Source organism: Mycobacterium sp. UM_Kg1, from assembly GCF_000972925.1.
GTDB classification, from domain to species: domain Bacteria; phylum Actinomycetota; class Actinomycetes; order Mycobacteriales; family Mycobacteriaceae; genus Mycobacterium; species Mycobacterium hiberniae.
In genome coordinates, this window is sequence record NZ_JRMK01000024.1 from 26845 (window position 1) to 42471 (window position 15627).

The 15627-nt window shown below is 70.2% G+C and carries 16 protein-coding genes and 4 tRNA genes; 11 read left to right on the top strand and 9 right to left on the bottom strand.

The window, feature by feature from the left end; all coding sequences use genetic code 11:
• Position 1: 1 nt before the first annotated feature.
• A complete protein-coding gene (locus LI92_RS05980) occupies positions 2-676 on the top strand; it encodes a hypothetical protein (protein ID WP_046317072.1) in 675 nt (224 codons plus the stop codon).
• 4 nt (positions 677-680) lie between these two features.
• On the opposite strand, the gene LI92_RS05985 is transcribed toward LI92_RS05980, so the two are convergent.
• Complete coding sequence (locus tag LI92_RS05985; RefSeq protein ID WP_046317040.1) at positions 681-983, bottom strand: hypothetical protein; 303 nt, start codon at positions 981-983, stop codon at positions 681-683.
• Positions 980-2497: a class I adenylate-forming enzyme family protein gene (locus LI92_RS05990; protein WP_046317043.1), complete on the bottom strand. Its 1518-nt coding sequence runs from the start codon at positions 2495-2497 to the stop codon at positions 980-982. The genes LI92_RS05985 and LI92_RS05990 overlap by 4 nt, the downstream gene beginning before the upstream one ends.
• 96 nt (positions 2498-2593) lie before the next feature.
• Here LI92_RS05990 and LI92_RS05995 point away from each other — a divergent pair, with 96 nt between their 5' ends.
• Genes LI92_RS05995 through LI92_RS06010 form a run of 4 tightly spaced genes read left to right on the top strand, consistent with a single transcriptional unit; the run spans position 2594 to position 6997 of the window.
• Positions 2594-3550, top strand: a complete 957-nt coding sequence (locus LI92_RS05995) for an enoyl-CoA hydratase/isomerase family protein (protein ID WP_046317074.1) — start codon at positions 2594-2596, stop codon at positions 3548-3550.
• Positions 3547-4722, top strand: coding sequence for a CoA transferase (locus LI92_RS06000; RefSeq protein ID WP_052740715.1), 1176 nt, complete (start codon positions 3547-3549; stop codon positions 4720-4722). The genes LI92_RS05995 and LI92_RS06000 overlap by 4 nt, the downstream gene beginning before the upstream one ends.
• On the top strand, positions 4716-6047 hold the full coding sequence (locus LI92_RS06005) for an amidohydrolase family protein (protein ID WP_046317047.1): 1332 nt from the start codon (positions 4716-4718) through the stop codon (positions 6045-6047). Before LI92_RS06000 ends, LI92_RS06005 begins: the two co-directional genes overlap by 7 nt.
• 35 nt (positions 6048-6082) lie before the next feature.
• Positions 6083-6997 (top strand): class I SAM-dependent methyltransferase, encoded by a 915-nt coding sequence (locus tag LI92_RS06010; RefSeq protein WP_046317049.1) that lies wholly within the window; start codon positions 6083-6085, stop codon positions 6995-6997.
• A gap of 50 nt (positions 6998-7047) precedes the next feature.
• Here LI92_RS06010 and LI92_RS06015 read toward each other — a convergent pair.
• Positions 7048-7123: transfer RNA gene (locus tag LI92_RS06015), tRNA-Lys, on the bottom strand.
• Positions 7124-7257: 134 nt separating this feature from the next.
• On the opposite strand from LI92_RS06015, the gene LI92_RS06020 reads away from it, so the two are divergent.
• The 4 genes from LI92_RS06020 to LI92_RS06035 all read left to right on the top strand — a co-directional run bounded on the left by LI92_RS06020 (position 7258) and on the right by LI92_RS06035 (position 8495).
• Positions 7258-7330 (top strand) — tRNA-Glu (locus tag LI92_RS06020).
• 33 nt (positions 7331-7363) lie between these two features.
• Positions 7364-7437, top strand: a tRNA-Asp gene (locus tag LI92_RS06025).
• Positions 7438-7466: 29 nt separating this feature from the next.
• Positions 7467-7540, top strand: a tRNA-Phe gene (locus LI92_RS06030).
• 625 nt (positions 7541-8165) lie between these two features.
• Entirely contained in the window at positions 8166-8495 is a 330-nt protein-coding gene (locus LI92_RS06035) for a DUF732 domain-containing protein (RefSeq protein ID WP_046317050.1), read from the top strand.
• Positions 8496-8688: 193 nt separating this feature from the next.
• Here LI92_RS06035 and LI92_RS06040 read toward each other — a convergent pair whose 3' ends face one another.
• Positions 8689-10056, bottom strand: a complete 1368-nt coding sequence (locus LI92_RS06040; RefSeq protein WP_046317052.1) for an FAD-binding oxidoreductase — start codon at positions 10054-10056, stop codon at positions 8689-8691.
• A 145-nt stretch (positions 10057-10201) separates the two neighbouring features.
• Here LI92_RS06040 and LI92_RS06045 point away from each other — a divergent pair, with 145 nt between their 5' ends.
• Positions 10202-11338: a helix-turn-helix transcriptional regulator gene (locus LI92_RS06045; protein WP_353585443.1), complete on the top strand. Its 1137-nt coding sequence runs from the start codon at positions 10202-10204 to the stop codon at positions 11336-11338.
• 49 nt (positions 11339-11387) lie between these two features.
• Entirely contained in the window at positions 11388-12182 is a 795-nt protein-coding gene (locus LI92_RS06050; protein WP_152665350.1) for a chymotrypsin family serine protease, read from the top strand.
• A 3-nt stretch (positions 12183-12185) separates the two neighbouring features.
• Here LI92_RS06050 and LI92_RS06055 read toward each other — a convergent pair whose 3' ends face one another.
• The 5 genes from LI92_RS06055 to LI92_RS06075 all read right to left on the bottom strand — a co-directional run bounded on the left by LI92_RS06055 (position 12186) and on the right by LI92_RS06075 (position 15504).
• Entirely contained in the window at positions 12186-12740 is a 555-nt protein-coding gene (locus LI92_RS06055; protein WP_052740716.1) for a GXWXG domain-containing protein, read from the bottom strand.
• Positions 12740-13735 (bottom strand): oxygenase MpaB family protein, encoded by a 996-nt coding sequence (locus tag LI92_RS06060; protein WP_046317056.1) that lies wholly within the window; start codon positions 13733-13735, stop codon positions 12740-12742. The genes LI92_RS06055 and LI92_RS06060 overlap by 1 nt, the downstream gene beginning before the upstream one ends.
• Before the next feature lie 46 nt (positions 13736-13781).
• A complete protein-coding gene (locus LI92_RS06065; RefSeq protein ID WP_152665351.1) occupies positions 13782-14333 on the bottom strand; it encodes a TetR/AcrR family transcriptional regulator in 552 nt (183 codons plus the stop codon).
• A 276-nt stretch (positions 14334-14609) separates the two neighbouring features.
• Positions 14610-15107, bottom strand: a complete 498-nt coding sequence (locus tag LI92_RS21810; RefSeq protein ID WP_082109582.1) for a DUF5078 domain-containing protein — start codon at positions 15105-15107, stop codon at positions 14610-14612.
• Positions 15108-15171: 64 nt separating this feature from the next.
• The gene (locus tag LI92_RS06075) at positions 15172-15504 is read right to left on the bottom strand and encodes a DUF732 domain-containing protein (protein ID WP_286134888.1); all 333 of its coding nucleotides are present in this window, start codon (positions 15502-15504) and stop codon (positions 15172-15174) included.
• Positions 15505-15627 lie beyond the last annotated feature (123 nt).

Consider the following 15627-nt stretch of genomic DNA (forward strand, 5'->3'; position numbering starts at 1 on the left):
GATGCCTGATCCACTGGCCCGCTCGGTGGTACTGGTGACCGACTACCGGGTGCCCGACCCGGGCCGGGTCTGGCCGCTGGTGGAGCAGCACCGCGACAGCCTCGCCCGGCTGGGTGCCCACCACGTCCTGGTGTACACCTCGGCGGTGGAGCCGGATCGGGTGCTGGCGGTGATGGCGATCGACGCCGTGCAGCCCGTCACCGAACTGCTGCGCGACGCAGCGTTTCTGGCCTGGTTCGACGCCGTGGGCGTCATCGACATCCCGGCGGTGTTCGCCGGTTACCTGGTGCAGCGCATCGAGCTCACCGAGCCGGTCGGTGCGGGCTTCACCTCGACTCCGCCGAGCTTCGCCGAACCGCCGGGAACAGTGGTCGCGGCGGTAGCCGAAGTCGCCGACGCCCAGACGCTGATCGCCCATGTCCAGGAGACCAAGAAGCACTTCCGTGCCGCCGGCATCCGGCGGGTCTGGATGTTTCAGGCCTTCGACAACCCCCGGGAGATGTTCATGCTCCAGGAGGCCGCCGAGGGCGTGGCCGAGCGCGCAGCGGTGCAGTGGATCAACGAGCCCGAGTTCGCCGCCGAGTGGATCACCCGGGCCGGCGTCGGCGTCTACCCGCCGGTGTTCGTCGGCCGGCTGGCGCAGCTGATGCGCGTCGGCGACGAAACCGCCGGCTGAGCCTTCAGTCGCTGGCCGGCAGCGGCTTTGCTTCCTTGATGGTCAGCGGCACGCTGCCGATGCTCAAGGTCCCGGCGCCCGCCTTGGTCACCAACAGTTCGGCGCCGGCCTCGTCTACGTAGCGCTTGCCCATCACCGACCCGGTGGACAAGTCCGGGTCCAGTACTGCGCCGTCCGAGGGGGTCTCGTCCAGCGGCACCATCGGGGCGCCGCCGGCGCGCAGGTCTTCGAGGCTGTCGGCGGTTTTGACGACGATGACCTGGGTGTCGCACACCTGGCTCTTCAGTCGGGTACCGGACTTGATCATTGCGCCCCTTCGGCATTCACGGTCTGCAGTTCCTCGGTCAGGCCCGCGACCAGTTCCCGGCGCAGCACCTTGCCCGTCGGGGTGGTCGGCAACTCCGCCCGGAAGACCACCCGGTCCGGAGTGCGGGAGCCGCGAAGCTGCTCCCGAACATACTCGCGCAGCGCCGCGGAATCCGGCGACGCACCGGGCGCCGGGACCACGCACGCGACGATGATCTGCCCCCACTCGGGGTCGGGCGCGCCGACCACCGCGACCTCGCGGACCTCGGGGTGCTCGACCAGCACGTCCTCGATCTCGGCGGGGGCGATGTTCTCCCCGCCGCGGATGATCGTGTCGTCGGAGCGGCCGATGATGAACAGGTAGCCCTCCTCGTCGAGGACGGCGAGATCGCGCGTGGGGAACCAGCCCTGTTCGTCGAGCACGGAGCCGATTCCGGTGTAGGTCCCCGACACCTGCTCGCCGCGGACATACAGCTCGCCGGGCTGCCCCGGCTCGAGCACCCGGCCTTCCTCGTCGCGGATGACGGCCTCGATGCCGGGCACCGGGCGCCCCACCGAGCCCAGCCGCCTGCGGACGGATTCGTCGCTGGAGGCATGGGCGGTGCGGTGGTCCTCAGGGGTCAGCACCGCGACCGTCGAACTGGTCTCGGTCAGGCCGTAGGCGTTGACGAAGCCCACTTCGGGCAGCAGTTCCAGCGCTCGGCGCACCAGCGGCAGCGCCACCTTGGAGCCGCCGTAGGCGAGGTTGCGCAGGGCGGGCAGCGGGGTGGGTTCGGCTTCGAGTTGCGAGACGATGCGCTCCAGCATGGTCGGCACCACCGTCGCGGTGGTGACGGCTTCGGTGGTGGCCAACCGGATCCATTCGTCGGCGCTGAACCGGCGCAGATACACCATTCTGCGCCCGGCATACAGGTTGCTCAGCGCCGCTCCGACACCGGCGATGTGATAGGGCGGCACGCAGATCAGCGCGGCGTCCGTGGCCTCGGCCGAACCGAACTCGACGGTGCCGGTCACGTAACTGGTCAGGTTGTTATGCGTCAGCTCAACGGCTTTGGGCTTGGAGGTGGTGCCCGAGGTGAACAGCACCACCGCCACGTCGTCGGGATCGGGCCACTGCACGGCGGGCGCGGTGGTCTGGGTGCGGGCGCAGAAGGTGTCGGAATCCATCACCGCGACACCGATGTCGCCCACCACGTCGCGGTACTCCTTGTCGACCACGACCAACGGCCGGGGCAGCCGCTCGATCAGCTCGCGGAGCGACTGCCCGCTGAGCCGGTAATTCAGCGGTGCCAGCGGACGCCCCGCGCGTGCGCAGGAGAACAGCAGCAACGGCAGCATGTCACCACCCATGCCGACGTAGGCGACGCTGTCGGCGCCGGTCTCGTCGATCACCCCCGCGCCGGCATCGGCCAGTGCGTTGAGTTCGGCGGTGGTGTGGCGCGCGGTCTCGGAGACGACGGCGAGGCGGTCCGGGTCCGCCGACACCGCCATCTCCAGCAGCAGCGAGATGCTCACGGCTCAGCCCTCATGAGAGCGACATTATCATTTTCCGCAAGTCGCGATGTCATGCCGGTGGGCCGCGATCCGGCGCTGGGTAGGCTGACGCGCGAGATGATCCGCACGGTCGACCTCGACGTATCCGAAGACGGACTCGACGCCGAGCCCGGCGCCGGGATCATCGTCGCGACCGGCACCGGGCTGGGCACACCGCACGCCCAACGCTGGCTGGAGCGGGCCGCCTTCACGCTCTCCGAGGCCGACACCGACGACCGCCGGGTGATCACCGTCGCGTCGGTGTCCGAGGCGCTCGCCGATCTCGCCGACCGCTGCCGGCGCCGGCCGCACGCCGCGGCCATCTGCGACGACGTGCTGCGCGCGGTGGACACCGCCGCACCTGCCTCGGCCGGGCTCATCACCGAATCCCTGGCCTACTCGGTGCTGCAGGCCGGCCCGGAGTTCGCCGACTGGCTGGCCGCCCGCGGACCCGCCGATTCCCCGCAGGCCGCCGAGCCGATGCTGCTCGACCGCGACGGCGACACCCTGCGGCTGCGCTTCAACCGGCCGCTGCGCCACAACGCCTTCGACAACGCGACCCGGGCGGTGCTCCTCGACGGGCTGGCCGTCGCCGCCGCCGACCCCGCGATCGACGAGGTGGTGCTCAGCGGCATCGGGCCGTCCTTCTGCAGCGGCGGCGACCTCGCCGAGTTCGGCGGTTTCACTGATGTGCCCAGCGCGCACCTGGCACGGACCCGGCACAGCCCCGCGCTGGCCCTCGATGCGCTGACCGGCCGGCTCGGCGCCCGCTGTCGCGCCGAGATCCACGGCCGGGTGCTGGGCAGTGGCCTGGAGATGGCCGCTTTCTGCGGCTGGGTGCGGGCGGACCCCGGCACCGTGCTGGGCCTGCCCGAGCTGAACCTGGGCCTGATTCCCGGCGCCGGTGGGACGGTCAGCGTGACGCGGCGCATCGGCCGGTGGCGCACCGCCTACCTGGTCCTGTCGGGCCGCACCATCGACGCGCAGACGGCACTGCGGTGGGGCCTGGTCGACGAGATCGCCCCGGTGCCGTGACGCAGGCGGCCTGGGGTGCGTCGGGCTTGGCCTGGCTGACCGGGCGGCCCGAGGGTCCCGCGGATTTCTCCCGGGCCGCGGTGCTGCAGCGCTGCGGGCAGCGGTTGGCTCGCTTCACCGCCGCGACCGGGGTGGCGGCCGACGCCGGGCAGTTGCTGGCCGGCCGTGCCGGGCTGCTCGGCTTCACCCGCGCCGGGCGCATCTCCGCCGGAGGGGCGTCGCGCCTGTTGGCCGCGGCGGACGGCTGGTGGGCGCTGACGCTCTCACGGCCCGATGACATCGATGCCGTGCCCGCGTTGATCGAATCCGACGGCGCGCAACCATGGGATGCCATCGCCGCGTGGGCGGCTCGGCGGTCGGTGAGCGAGGCCGTGGAGCGGGCCAGGCTGCTCGACCTGCCTGCCGCCGCGCTGGGGGAGACCGCTGCCGGTGCACCGGTGATCCGCCGAACAGGTGTGGCCGGACCCGGCCGTGGGGTGCGTGGTGCACTGGTGGTCGACCTCACCGCCTTGTGGGCCGGGCCGCTCTGCGGTCAGCTGCTGGCGCAGGCCGGCGCGACGGTGGTCAAGGTGGAAAGCCCGTCCCGCCCCGACGGCACCCGCCGCGGGCCGAGCGCGTTCTTCGACTGGATGAACGCCGGAAAGCTTTCCTGCTCGCTGGATTTCGACCACGATGCGCAGACCCTGGCCCAACTGCTGGCGGCTGCCGACGTGGTGCTGGAGGGCTCGCGCCCGGCCGCGCTGGCCCGCCGTGGTCTGGGCCCCTTCGACGTCGCGGGCCGGCCCGGCCGGGTGTGGCTGCAGATCACCGCGCACGGCGCCGGGAGCGGCTACCCGGGCTTCGGCGACGACGCCGCGGTCGCCGGTGGCCTGGTGGGCAGCGACGGCCGGGGCGGTCCGGTGTTCTGCGCCGACGCGATCGCCGACCCGTTGACGGGCATCGAGGCGGCGGTGCACGTCGTCGACGCGCTGGCCCGCGGCGGCGGCGAGGTGATCACGCTGGCTCTGTCCGCCGTCGCCGCCGGCTACACCGCACTGCCCTGCCAGGCCGGCTCCAGCGCGGCGCCGGTGCTGGCGCCCACACCCCCGCCCATCGCGGCCCGCGGGCCGGCGCTGGGGGCCGACAACGCCCGGATCGCGCAGCTGGTAGCCCATGCCGAGGCGCAGTGCTGATCCGGCGGGCCGTGCTGCTGGACGGGACCCCGGTCGACATCCGGCTCGGTGCGCGCATCGAGCAGGTCGCCCCGGTGTTGCCGGACCGACGCGGCGAACAGGTTCTCGACGCCCGAGGCGCCACGGTGATTCCCGGACTGCACGACCACCACGTGCACCTGAGATCGGCGGCGGCAGCACTGGATTCGGTGCGCCTGGGCCCACCGCAGGTGCACAATCAGGCTGACTTGGCGGCGGCGCTGGCCGCCGCGCGGCCCGGGCCGGACGGCTGGGTGCGGGCCTACGGCTACCACGAATCGGTGGCCGGGGAGCTGACCGCGCAGCTGCTGGACCGGTACTGCCCGCACTTACCGGTTCGGGTGGCGCACCGCAGCGGCGCGCTGTGGGTGCTCAACTCGGCAGGTCTGGCCAGCTCCGGAATGACCGGCCACCCCGACGGTCGGCTGCTGCGGGCTCACGGCGACCCTGCACCCCGGCTGCCACCGCGGGAACCCGCGCTGGCGCGGTTGAGCCGAGAGCTGGCGGCGCGCGGCGTCACCGGAATCACCGAGGCCACCCCGGGGCACACCGACGCCGACATCGCCGCCTTCGCCGCGGCACGCCGCCGCGGCGACCTGCTGCAGCGACTGCACTGCCTGGCGCCGGCCGGCACCGCCACGCCCGCCGAGGTCACTCTGGGACCGACGAAGGTCATTCTCGACGACGAGCGCCTGGACTTGGACGCACTCATCGCGCTGATGTGCGACACCCATGCCCGCCGGCACGGCGTGGCGGTGCACTGCGTCACCGACGCCCAGCTCGCCGTCGCGATCGCCGCCTGGCAGGCCGCCGGTGCGCACCCCGACGACCGCATCGAACACGCGGCGGTGGTGCCCGACGATCGGCTGACCGACCTGGCCGCGCTCGGGATCACCGTCATCACCCAGCCCAACTTCGTCGCCGAGCGAGGCGACCACTACCTCACGGACGTCGAACCCGACCGCCACCACGAACTGTGGCGGGTTGCGTCGTTGCAGCGCAACGCAATACCGGTGGCGTTGTCCACCGACGCGCCGTTCGGCGACAGCGACCCCTGGGCGGCCATGCGCGCCGCGGTGCACCGGCGCACCCCCGGCGGCACCGTGCTGGGACCGGGGGAGCGGATCTTGGCGGGCGCCGCCCTGCGCGGATTCACCGGCCGCGCCGACCGGCCCGCGACCACGCGCGGTGTGGCAGCCGGCGAACCCGGCGACCTCTGCCTGTTCGACGGTGATCCGCTGGCCCTCGACGCCGGCCTGGTGGCCGTGACGATCGTCGCCGGTGCCGTGGTGCACGACGGTCGGTAGCCTAGCTAGATAACTGGAGTTCGAGAGAGGCATCGATGACGCGCACCGACAGTGACAGCTGGGACCTGGCCACCAGTGTGGGGGCCACCGCGACCATGGTGGCTGCGCAGCGTGCCCTGGCCACCGAGGGGCCGGACAAACTGATCGACGACCCCTGGGCGGCGCCGCTGGTGCGGGCCGTGGGCATCGACTTCTTCACCCGGATGGTCGACGGCGACATTCCCGTGGTCGAAGGCGGCGACTACGACCCGGTCGCGATGGCGCACGGCATGGGCGTGCGGACCCGGTTCTTCGACGAGCACTTCCTGTCGGCGACGCGCTGCGGCATCCGCCAGGCGGTGATCCTCGCCTCCGGCCTGGACTCCCGGGCCTACCGGCTGGACTGGCCAGCCGGAACCGTGGTCTATGAGGTCGACCTGCCCGAGGTCATCGACTTCAAGACCCGCACCTTGGGCGACTTGGGCGCCCAGCCGACCGCGCAGCGCCGCACCGTCGCTGTCGACCTGCGCGACGACTGGCCGAGCGCGTTGCGGGCCGCCGGTTTCGACCCGCAGGCGCCCACCGTGTGGAGTGCCGAAGGCCTGCTGATCTACCTGCCGCCCGAGGCCCAGGACGCCCTGTTCGACACCATCACGTCGCTGAGCGCACCGGGCAGCCGCCTTGCGTGCGAGTTCATCGGCGACACCTCGGTTTTCGCCGGCCCCGAGTGGCGCGCCCACCGGGAAAAGTTGTCGGCGCTGGGATTCGAGGTGGAGATCGGCGATCTGATCTACCACGGCGAACGCAACCACATCGTCGAGTACCTGACGGCCGCCGGCTGGACGGTCACGGGCCGCCAGGTTCGTGAGCTCTACGCCGAGTGCGGCTTGGAGTACGGGGACGACGAACTGGCGATCGCGTTTGACGACTTGACCTATCTGAGCGCCGTGCTCAACGAGCCGTCGGTATGAAACGGGTCACAGCCCGTGGGGCGCGACAAAGCGAGCGTCCGAACTTGGTGTGGTGCCCCCAGCAGGGCTCGAACCTGCGACCTGCGGATTAAAAGTCCGTAGCTCTACCAACTGAGCTATAGGGGCCGTGCTGGAACAGGATACTGCCTGCGCGCTCGGGCTCGATGGGGGCCGGGTTTGAGGTTTCGGCCCACCGTGCCCTAAGCTAGCGAAGCTCCCAACGAGAACCGTTGCGAGTGCCTCGGAGAGATTCGGTTCTGGCCCCCATCGTCTAGTGGCCTAGGACGCCGCCCTTTCACGGCGGTAGCACGGGTTCGAATCCCGTTGGGGGTACTCGCATCGTAGTAACAACGGAGCGAACAGCAAGGCCCTGTGGCGCAGTTGGTTAGCGCGCCGCCCTGTCACGGCGGAGGTCGCGGGTTCAAGTCCCGTCAGGGTCGCTTTAACGGCGAGGCACCTGGGGCCTTCCGGCCAGGTAGCTCAGTTGGTACGAGCGTCCGCCTGAAAAGCGGAAGGTCGCCGGTTCGATCCCGGCCCTGGCCACAGGGGCTGCTCATTCCTTGGCGGCTTTCCTTGGTGGCGAGGCCCATGGGACCCGGCCCGGCGCCCCCGGACTCCACTTTCAGCAATCTCGCAGGCCTGTGAGGCATCCGTCATCGAGCCGTCGCCCGCTATTGAGGCGATTTGCGCCACCGGGGTCATGTGATCTGTTGGGCCGTTTCGGCGCGCCGCTGTTCTCTCCCCGATTGGCGTATGTCCGGAGGGCACGAAGAATTAACCAGAAATGCAGCATTCGTTCGCGCCTGGATTGGTCCGCAACATCAGACAATAAAGCAATCAGCCCGCACGTTGGAACGTTCCACTGCGCGGGGTTCGCCGGATCGATCTCGTTCTGACAGGCGGTGAGACGCTAGGTGGTAAGTGCGCATTGCCATTTGGCGACTCGGCGCTGTCCCGGTAACCGTCAAGGCGTCTCGCTGTACGGGGTGCGGTCCGCCGATCCCTCGAGTGAGCCGTCATGCGGTGAATGCCTTAATGCCGCTGCGGCCAGTTCTCTATGCTGAAAGTGCATGCCCTGAAGGAACCCGCCCCGCAGACGACCTCTGCAACGGGATAGGCCGGAGAAAGGGACCAAATGAAACACATCAGAGTCGGTCGTTTGCGAATCATGTTGGCGACGTTTCTCCTCCCGGTCCTCCTGTCGGCGCTGCCCACATCTGCCGTTGGCCTCGCGCATGCCGATAACAGCGCCTACCTCAACGAGGTGCAGTCAACGGTCAGGGTCCGGATGAACGAGAACCAAGCGATGCGGCTCGGTTCGGCGGCCTGTCAAACGTTGCGCAAGGGGCCGGACGGACAGGTAACCGACCAGTCGCGAGCCGAGGCCGCCCAGGCTGTCGCCAGGGCATCCCGCAGCGTGGGCGTGAACCGCAACGACGGTCTGGACCGCGGCAACGCGATGCGGCTCACCGTCGCCGCCGAACACCACCTCTGCTGAATCACGCCCCCACGTCGGGGCGGTGTCGGGAAGGCTCCGGCTAGGTCAGCAGGCCCCCGCAGCGTCACGCTGTCGTCGGGCGTAACGCAGCACCGAACCGGCGGTCAGGCATGCGGGCGTCGCGATCCGCGGCCTCGATGGGCAGACGCTCGACGGGCGCGGTGGAATGCGGGTTCCCGCAGGAGCAACCCCCTCAGCCCGCGGTGACCTCGTGCACGGCCACCCACACCTGCTGCGGGTCGTACCGTTCGCGCACCCGCTGCAGCCGGCTCCAGGCCGCAGCGCAGAACGCCGTCGAGGCATCGCCGGGGCGGTCGTCGAAATTGCCCAATGATGTGCCGGTGGACCAGGGCGCCAGCGCGGCGACGACATCGGCGGTGTCGCTCAGGGCCCGCGCCGCCAGGTCCGGGGTATCCGCGGTCGCCACCGTGAACAGTGCGTAGCCCGCATCGACGCGCGGCAGAGCGGCGTCGATGTCACGCCGGAGTGCGCCGCCGAGGTGGCGCAGCTCGGCGAACATCAGCGAGGTGTCCGCCTCGGGACCGGCGGCCGACAGCAGGGCCGCGACGGCTGCATCGGGCAGCTCGCCCAGCAGTGCGTGGTCGGCCACGATCGGGGTCGGTCCGGGCGGGTCCATGTGCACGGCGGTCAACTCCTGTGACGGGATCCGCGCGAAGGTGTCGAGTTCGGGTTGCAGTTCGCGCAGCGGCGCGAGTAGCTCGGCGGCCTGCGCGTCCGAACCCAGCACTGCGCCGTCGATGACGACCAGCCGGCGGCCCCGCACGGCGTCGGGCAGCTCGGGCGCCGGGGGGAAGCGCATCAGGCGCAGCGAGGTGGTGGCGGACTCCGGAGCGGTGACGCTCCACCGCGCCCAGGCCGGGAGGACGCGCGGTGCGGCGGCCAGATCCCACAGCAGCATGCCGGCCACCACATCGGGCAGCGGCAGCAGATCGATCTCGACCGAGACGACCACACCGAAACTGCCGCCGCCGCCGCGGATCGCCCAGAAAAGATCGGGCTCCTCGGTGGCCGATACCCGCCGCAGCGCACCGTCGGCGGTCACCACCTCGATCTCGCGCACCCTCGAGGAGCCCAGCCCGTAGGCGCGGCCGTAGAACGAGACCCCGCCGCCCAGCAGGAATCCCACCGCGGACACGTCGCCGGCGCTGCCGTGCACGGCCGTCAGCCCGTGCGGTGCGCAGGCTGCCAGCACATCGCTCCACTGGGTGCCGCCCAGAATCCGGGCGGTGCAGGCCAGCGGGTCGACCTGCACGCCGGTCAGTCGGTGCAGTCGCAACAGCAGGGTGTCATCGAGGGCGTCCGGCGGGAGCGCGGCGGCCGCGTGCCCGGTGCTCTGCGGCGCCACCCGCAGGCCACAGCCCACCGCGGCGTGCACCAGCGCAACCACCTCCTGCGCCGACGTCGGTACACCCACCACCGGTGGCCGCTGCGCGACCGCGACGTTCCATGGCTGGCAGGCGAGTTCGTATTCCGGTTGGCCGGGCAGGTGCGCGAGGCCGTCGTGCACCAGTGCGCCCAGATCTGCGGCGGCGATGGTCATGAAATTCCTTTCTGCGAACCAGCCCCGGAGGGTGGCTGGACGCCCACCAGACTTCTCGGCGTCGCGTGCCGCCACCATCCCGGCCGAGGGGGGATTTTCGACTCCCAGACTTCTGGGATGTTCATCGGCGCCATAGACCGCAATAATGACCCGCATGATCGCGGGTCTGACCGCCGAACGGGCGCGGGGAGACATCGACGTACTGTCGCGCGCCGGACTCGACCTCGACCACTTCCTGCAGGAGGCGGTCGGTGCGGTCGGCCGCGCCGTGCCGTGGGCCGGAGTGTGCGTGGGCACCCATGATCCGGCGTCGTTGATGCTGACCAGCGCCCGCAAGTTCGGAGCGCTCACCCCGAACCTGGAAGACGACCTGCTCTTCGGCCAGTTGGAGTACGGGCTCGGCGAATTCACCTCCTTTCGGTCCCTGGTGCACCACGACATCCGCGCCGTGTCGATGCTGCAGCTTCCGCAGGGCGCCGTCGAGGGCTCGCCGCGCACCCAGCAGCTGATCCGGCCGGTGTACGGGTTCACCGACGAAGCGCGCCTGGTCATGCGCGACGACACCGGAATGTGGGGATGTCTGGCCCTGTTCCGCGACGACGGCGTCGCCTTCGCCGAGGACGATCTGACGTTCCTGGCGTCGCTGTCGGAGGCATTCGCGCGCGGAGTGCGCAGCGGGATCCTGGCCCGCATCGGTGCCGCGCAGGCCCAAGCACCCGCGGCCCGGGGGCCCGCGGTGGTCATCGTCAACGCCGCCGGAGAGATCGTGCAGATCAGCAGAGGCGCAGCGCAAGTGCTCGAAGAGTTGGCCACCCCGGGCGACACCGGCGCCCCCTACGGGGTGATCGTCGGGATCGCCAGTGCTGCCCGGGCCACGGCGAGCGATGCGTCGCTGCCGTTACCCAGCGCGCGGGTTCGGTTGCCCTCGGGTCACTGGCAGGTGTTGCACGCGTCGCCGATGGACGGGCCGGACGGCGCCACCGGCGATGTCGTGGTCACCATCGAAGAGGCCAGGCCGCCGGAGATCGTGGCGCTGGTGGTGGCAGCGTTCGGCCTCACGCCCAGGGAGCGGGACGTGACGCGAATGGTGCTGCAGGGCAGCGACACCAAGGCGATAGCGGCGGCACTGCACGTGTCGGCGTACACGGTCCAAGACCACCTCAAGTCGGTGTTCGCCAAGGCCGGTGTGCGCAATCGCCGCGACCTCATCGCGCGGGTGTACTTCGATCAGTACGTGCCCCGGATGGGTGCGGCGGTGGGGCCGGCCGGCTACTTCCTGTGACCGCGGTGATCCACCGATATCGGCCCAGATCCTCATAGACTGTGCCGCTGTGCACCTGCTATCCCTGCGACGAGCCGCGGCAATCGCCGTGACCGGTGGCGCTCTCATGGCGTGGCACGGCCTTCCCGAGAGTGCGGCGGTCCAAGACAAACTTCTGCTCGGCGGCGGCGCCGCGATCCTGCTCCACGATGACGCGCTGTGCACCTTGACCACCATCGGCTACGACAACGGCGGCCGGCTCGTCGGTTTCACCGCCGCGCACTGCGGCGGGGTGGGCTCGCCCGTGCTGGTCGAGGGCGCCGAGGATCACGGCAGTGTGGGGACCGTGGTCGCCGCCGAGGACGGCCTGGACTACGCGGTCATCGAGTTCGATCCGCTCCTGGTGGCCTCGATCGCCGACTACGAGGGCTTTGGGATCTTCGGGATCGAGTCGGTGGACCCCGAGCCCGCCGAGCCCGCCGGCCCGGAGGCACCCGCCGACGCTGAGCCCGGCCCCGAGCACGGTGCCGGGCACCACGCCGATCCTGGTCCCGAGCACGACGCCCAGCCCGGCCCCGAGCTCGGTGCCGTGCGCCATGCCTGCAAACTCGGCCGAGGCAGCGGCCTGCAGTGCTTCGACATCGGGCCTGCCGGAGTGGAACTCGCCGACGAACCGTGGTGGCTACCCGGTGATGACGGCGCACCGGTCACCGTCGACAACCTGCTGGTCGGCATGGTCCGCGACGGCACCGTGCCGGCCGGCCCGCTCACCGAGCCGGGGCCGGGCATCGTGCTGTTTTCGGCGATCCTCGATGACGTGGACGCCAAAGGCGGGCCGGGCGCCGGTTTCGGCCGGCGCTCCTAGCGCTCAGCGGTCGCGATCGCGCTGCAGCAGGAAGGAATACGGCCCGGGCATCCCGGGGTACTCCATGGCGCCCAGCACGGTGTCCTCGTCGACCAGCCGGAAGTAGTCGACGATCGGCTTGTCGCGGTAGCGCATCGCGGTGGTGGTCAGGCCCCGATGCTCGACTTCGACCAGATCCGCGCCATACCGCCGGGCCGACAGCAGGCGCCGGCTCACCGACATCAGGTGGGGCGCCACCGTGGAGACGAACTGCGGCAGCGGCAGCGGTGAGGTGATGGTGCGCATCGGAATGATCGCGGGGTTCAGTGGGAAGGCGTTGCCGGACGCGTCGCGCACCACCAGCGGGTGGACCGCGTTCGGGGCGTCAAAACGCTTGCCGTACCAGGAGACGTTGGCCAGCACACCGTCGAGGGGATGTCCGGTGTGGATCTCGCGACCGGCCCAGTGGCCGCGGAGAACGCCCTGCGGGCAGGCCGCCAGCGCGTCGAACCGGTCCGACGCTTCGGTGGCCGACATGCGCAGCGGCCCGGTGGAGGTGTGCAGGTTCAGGTCTTTCATCAGTTCACCGTCCGCAATGTTGCTTTCGAGGTCAGTTGGATCTGCCGGCGGGCCTGCGCCAGCTGCAGCCGATCGGATTCGCCCAGATACCAGCGCAGAACCGCCCGCGCGATCGGCGGGATCTCCAGGAGCGCGAAGAAGGGCAGCGCAGCAATGCGTGTCACCGCCATGGCGGGGTCGGTGATCGCCGCAAGGCGGTGCAGCCGGCGCGACGGCTTCGGCAGGGCGGCGTAGGCGACCAGAGTCGATATCACCAGCAGTATGTCGTTGACGGTGGCCGTCACGTCCGACCACGAGTCGGGTACCAGCAGAGCGGCGGCGGTGCGCAGCCGCGCGGACTCCCAGCCCGGCCGGAAGCCGAACTTGGCCGCTATGGACCGGTAGTAGCGATCGACGGCGCCCGCGCTCATCGGGACGTCTTCAGCGGGGACGCCCATCAGCACGGCGATCTGCGCCATTTCGGCGAAGTAGCGGTCGCGCTCGGCTGGGCTGAGCCGGCGCGGAATGGGGCGAGAGTCGAACGCGAAATTCTCGTAGCCGATCAGTGCGGCATGAGAGATGGTCACCGCGGCAAAGAGCATCGACTCCGGTGATGTGGCGGCATACGGCGTCCGGCCGTCGGCACCGACCCCCGTCATGGGGCGGTGATAGTTGAAAAGCCTTGTGGCGCAGCTTCTAGCGGCTTCCTGGTCGCCCAAAACCATGGGTAGCGGCACGGACAGGGTTCGTCGCAGCCGGTCGTGGAAGTGGCCGTCCTTGCGCCGCCCGGCGCCGCGGGGGCCCCGCTGGCGCTTCTTGTTGGTGGGAAACAGCGGGTCATGATCGAACAGCACGGCCTGAAAGTCCAGATGGGGGATCTCGAGCAGGTTGGTGATCTGCGCGATCATCAGCGCTGTCGCCGGGGCGGTCAGTACCCGCCAGGACACCGAGTGCGGGCCGAACGAAGGGGTCTCGCACGGTGCGGGCACGCCGGCTGCACTCGCGTCAGGGGCCATGGGAATCGAGTGTTTCCCGTGCCTTGGCGTTTGTCAACTCGCTCCGTCAGAGCTTGATCGCCAAGATCGCCAACCCCGCCTCCGTGCAATACGCGACCACGTCCTCGCGGGTCCAGGGCGAGGCGCCGGAGGTCCATTCGCCGAGCACGGCAGTCAGCGCCCCCGACAGCAGCGTCGCCTCCAGGTGTGCCTGGGTGGGCGGGATCGGTTGGTGATCCGGGCTTGTCACGGCACGCCGGATCGTCTTGAGAAACATGGGCAGCGCGTTCATCGCTCGCGCGCGCAGGACGTCGTTGTGCAACGCCTCCTGAAAAATGATGCGGCCCGCCCGGGGGTTCTGGTCCAGAAACAACGTTGCGGCTTCGAACACGGCGCGGAATCGAGAACGAAACTGGCGCGGGTCAGAGGTCATGGGTTCGCCGGGTACGGCCGCGGTGACGGTGCGCAGCAGTTCCTCGACCGCGCGTTCGTAGGTCGCAATGAGCAGGGCGTCGGTGTCGGGGAAGCTCTCGTAGAACTTTCGCGGGCTCACGTTCGCGACGCGGCAGATCGACCGGACCACCAGGGCGTCGGAGCCCTCGGTGCCGACGATCTGCATGCAGGCCTCGATCAGCCGCTCGCGTCGCAGTGCCGCTCGGTCCTCGGGCGACGTCCCGCGCCAAAGCACTTCGCCATCGGTAGGCACGCTCGCACGCTACCCGCATGCGGCCGCACCGTTCCACGCTGCGGTGAAGGCCGTGGCATATCGATCGCGGGGAACTGCTCCGGCCGGCCTCGGCGGATCGGCCGGAGCAGCGCAGGCCCTTCTCTCCGATATGGAAAAGGTTGGGCGACCTAGGGTCTCAGCGTCACCGGTTGGGCGGCTGCCCAGCGATCACGCGGCAGTGGGCTCGGTGCTGCCGGGCACACCGGGAGCGGGGGTGGCTTCGGCGGCAGGGGCCTCGGCGGCCGGGGCCCACACCGAGGGATCTTCGGCCGGGAAGGTGCTGCACTGCTCGGCGATCTCCGGAGCAGCAGATTCCTGCGCACGGAACAGCGCCGCGTAGTACGGGAAGACGATGCCGAGCTGATCCACCTCGGCCTGCCGGCCGGCAGGGTCTTTGGCCAGCAGATTCTTCATCCGCAAGACGATCTGCTCCTGCAGCACCTTGGGTTCTTGGTTGTACTTGGTCACGATCGCGTCGTAGGCCGGCTGGTCGACGACCTTGGTTGCGGCCATCAACTGATCCAATGAGCACTGCGTGGTCAGAATCGGCTCCGGTACGGCATTCAGGTCGTCTGCGGCGGCAACTCCCGCGCCGGCGGCAACCAGGGCCGCACCAACTGCTGCAAGGCCCGCGGTGCGCGCGAACCGACTCACTGTGGATGTCATGCGGCGCGACGTTACCAGTGTGGGTGTTGCGGGACTGCCGCTTTCGGCCTTAACAAGTGCGGGGTCAGGGCCGCAGCGTCTCCGGACACAATTCGGCCTGAGCCGCCTGAATCTGAACGTCGGCGGCCTCGGGGCTGTAGTAGAAGGTGTTGGTCAACTGACGCACCAAGTCCCCCGCCGACAGGCCCGAGCGGTAGGTCCCGGTCTGGCCGTACATGCGCAGCAGGGCGCAGACGTAGTGCCCGGAGGTCACCTTGACGTGATCGGCGACCGGGATCGCCACCGGAGCGGTGTTGACCCGGGCCAGGTAGCTGGCGTCGTCGGCGTGCGCCTGCGGCGCGATGGCCAGTGCCGCGACGGCCAATACGGGTGCGGCGATCCGGACGGTCGACACCATGACGTCCATCGTGCCACCGCCACCCCGCCGGCGGGGCGACTCTCGGGAGCGACGCAAATCCCCGCGCGCCCAGGTGCGGCTGGCTAGGGTTTGCAGCCATGGCAGTCAAGGATTCCCGCGAGG

Excerpts from the sequence above, each read along its gene's own strand:
- LI92_RS05980 (WP_046317072.1), top strand. The coding sequence starts at position 2 with ATGCCTGATCCACTGGCCCGCTCGGTGGTACTGGTGACCGACTACCGG.
- LI92_RS05985 (WP_046317040.1), bottom strand. The coding sequence starts at position 983 with ATGATCAAGTCCGGTACCCGACTGAAGAGCCAGGTGTGCGACACCCAG.
- LI92_RS05995 (WP_046317074.1), top strand. The coding sequence starts at position 2,594 with ATGATCCGCACGGTCGACCTCGACGTATCCGAAGACGGACTCGACGCC.
- LI92_RS06010 (WP_046317049.1), top strand. The coding sequence starts at position 6,083 with ATGACGCGCACCGACAGTGACAGCTGGGACCTGGCCACCAGTGTGGGG.
- LI92_RS06035 (WP_046317050.1), top strand. The coding sequence starts at position 8,166 with ATGTTGGCGACGTTTCTCCTCCCGGTCCTCCTGTCGGCGCTGCCCACA.
- LI92_RS06040 (WP_046317052.1), bottom strand. The coding sequence starts at position 10,056 with ATGACCATCGCCGCCGCAGATCTGGGCGCACTGGTGCACGACGGCCTC.
- LI92_RS06045 (WP_353585443.1), top strand. The coding sequence starts at position 10,202 with ATGACCCGCATGATCGCGGGTCTGACCGCCGAACGGGCGCGGGGAGAC.
- LI92_RS06055 (WP_052740716.1), bottom strand. The coding sequence starts at position 12,740 with ATGAAAGACCTGAACCTGCACACCTCCACCGGGCCGCTGCGCATGTCG.
- LI92_RS06060 (WP_046317056.1), bottom strand. The coding sequence starts at position 13,735 with ATGGCCCCTGACGCGAGTGCAGCCGGCGTGCCCGCACCGTGCGAGACC.
- LI92_RS06065 (WP_152665351.1), bottom strand. The coding sequence starts at position 14,333 with ATGCAGATCGTCGGCACCGAGGGCTCCGACGCCCTGGTGGTCCGGTCG.
- LI92_RS21810 (WP_082109582.1), bottom strand. The coding sequence starts at position 15,107 with ATGACATCCACAGTGAGTCGGTTCGCGCGCACCGCGGGCCTTGCAGCA.
- LI92_RS06075 (WP_286134888.1), bottom strand. The coding sequence starts at position 15,504 with ATGGTGTCGACCGTCCGGATCGCCGCACCCGTATTGGCCGTCGCGGCA.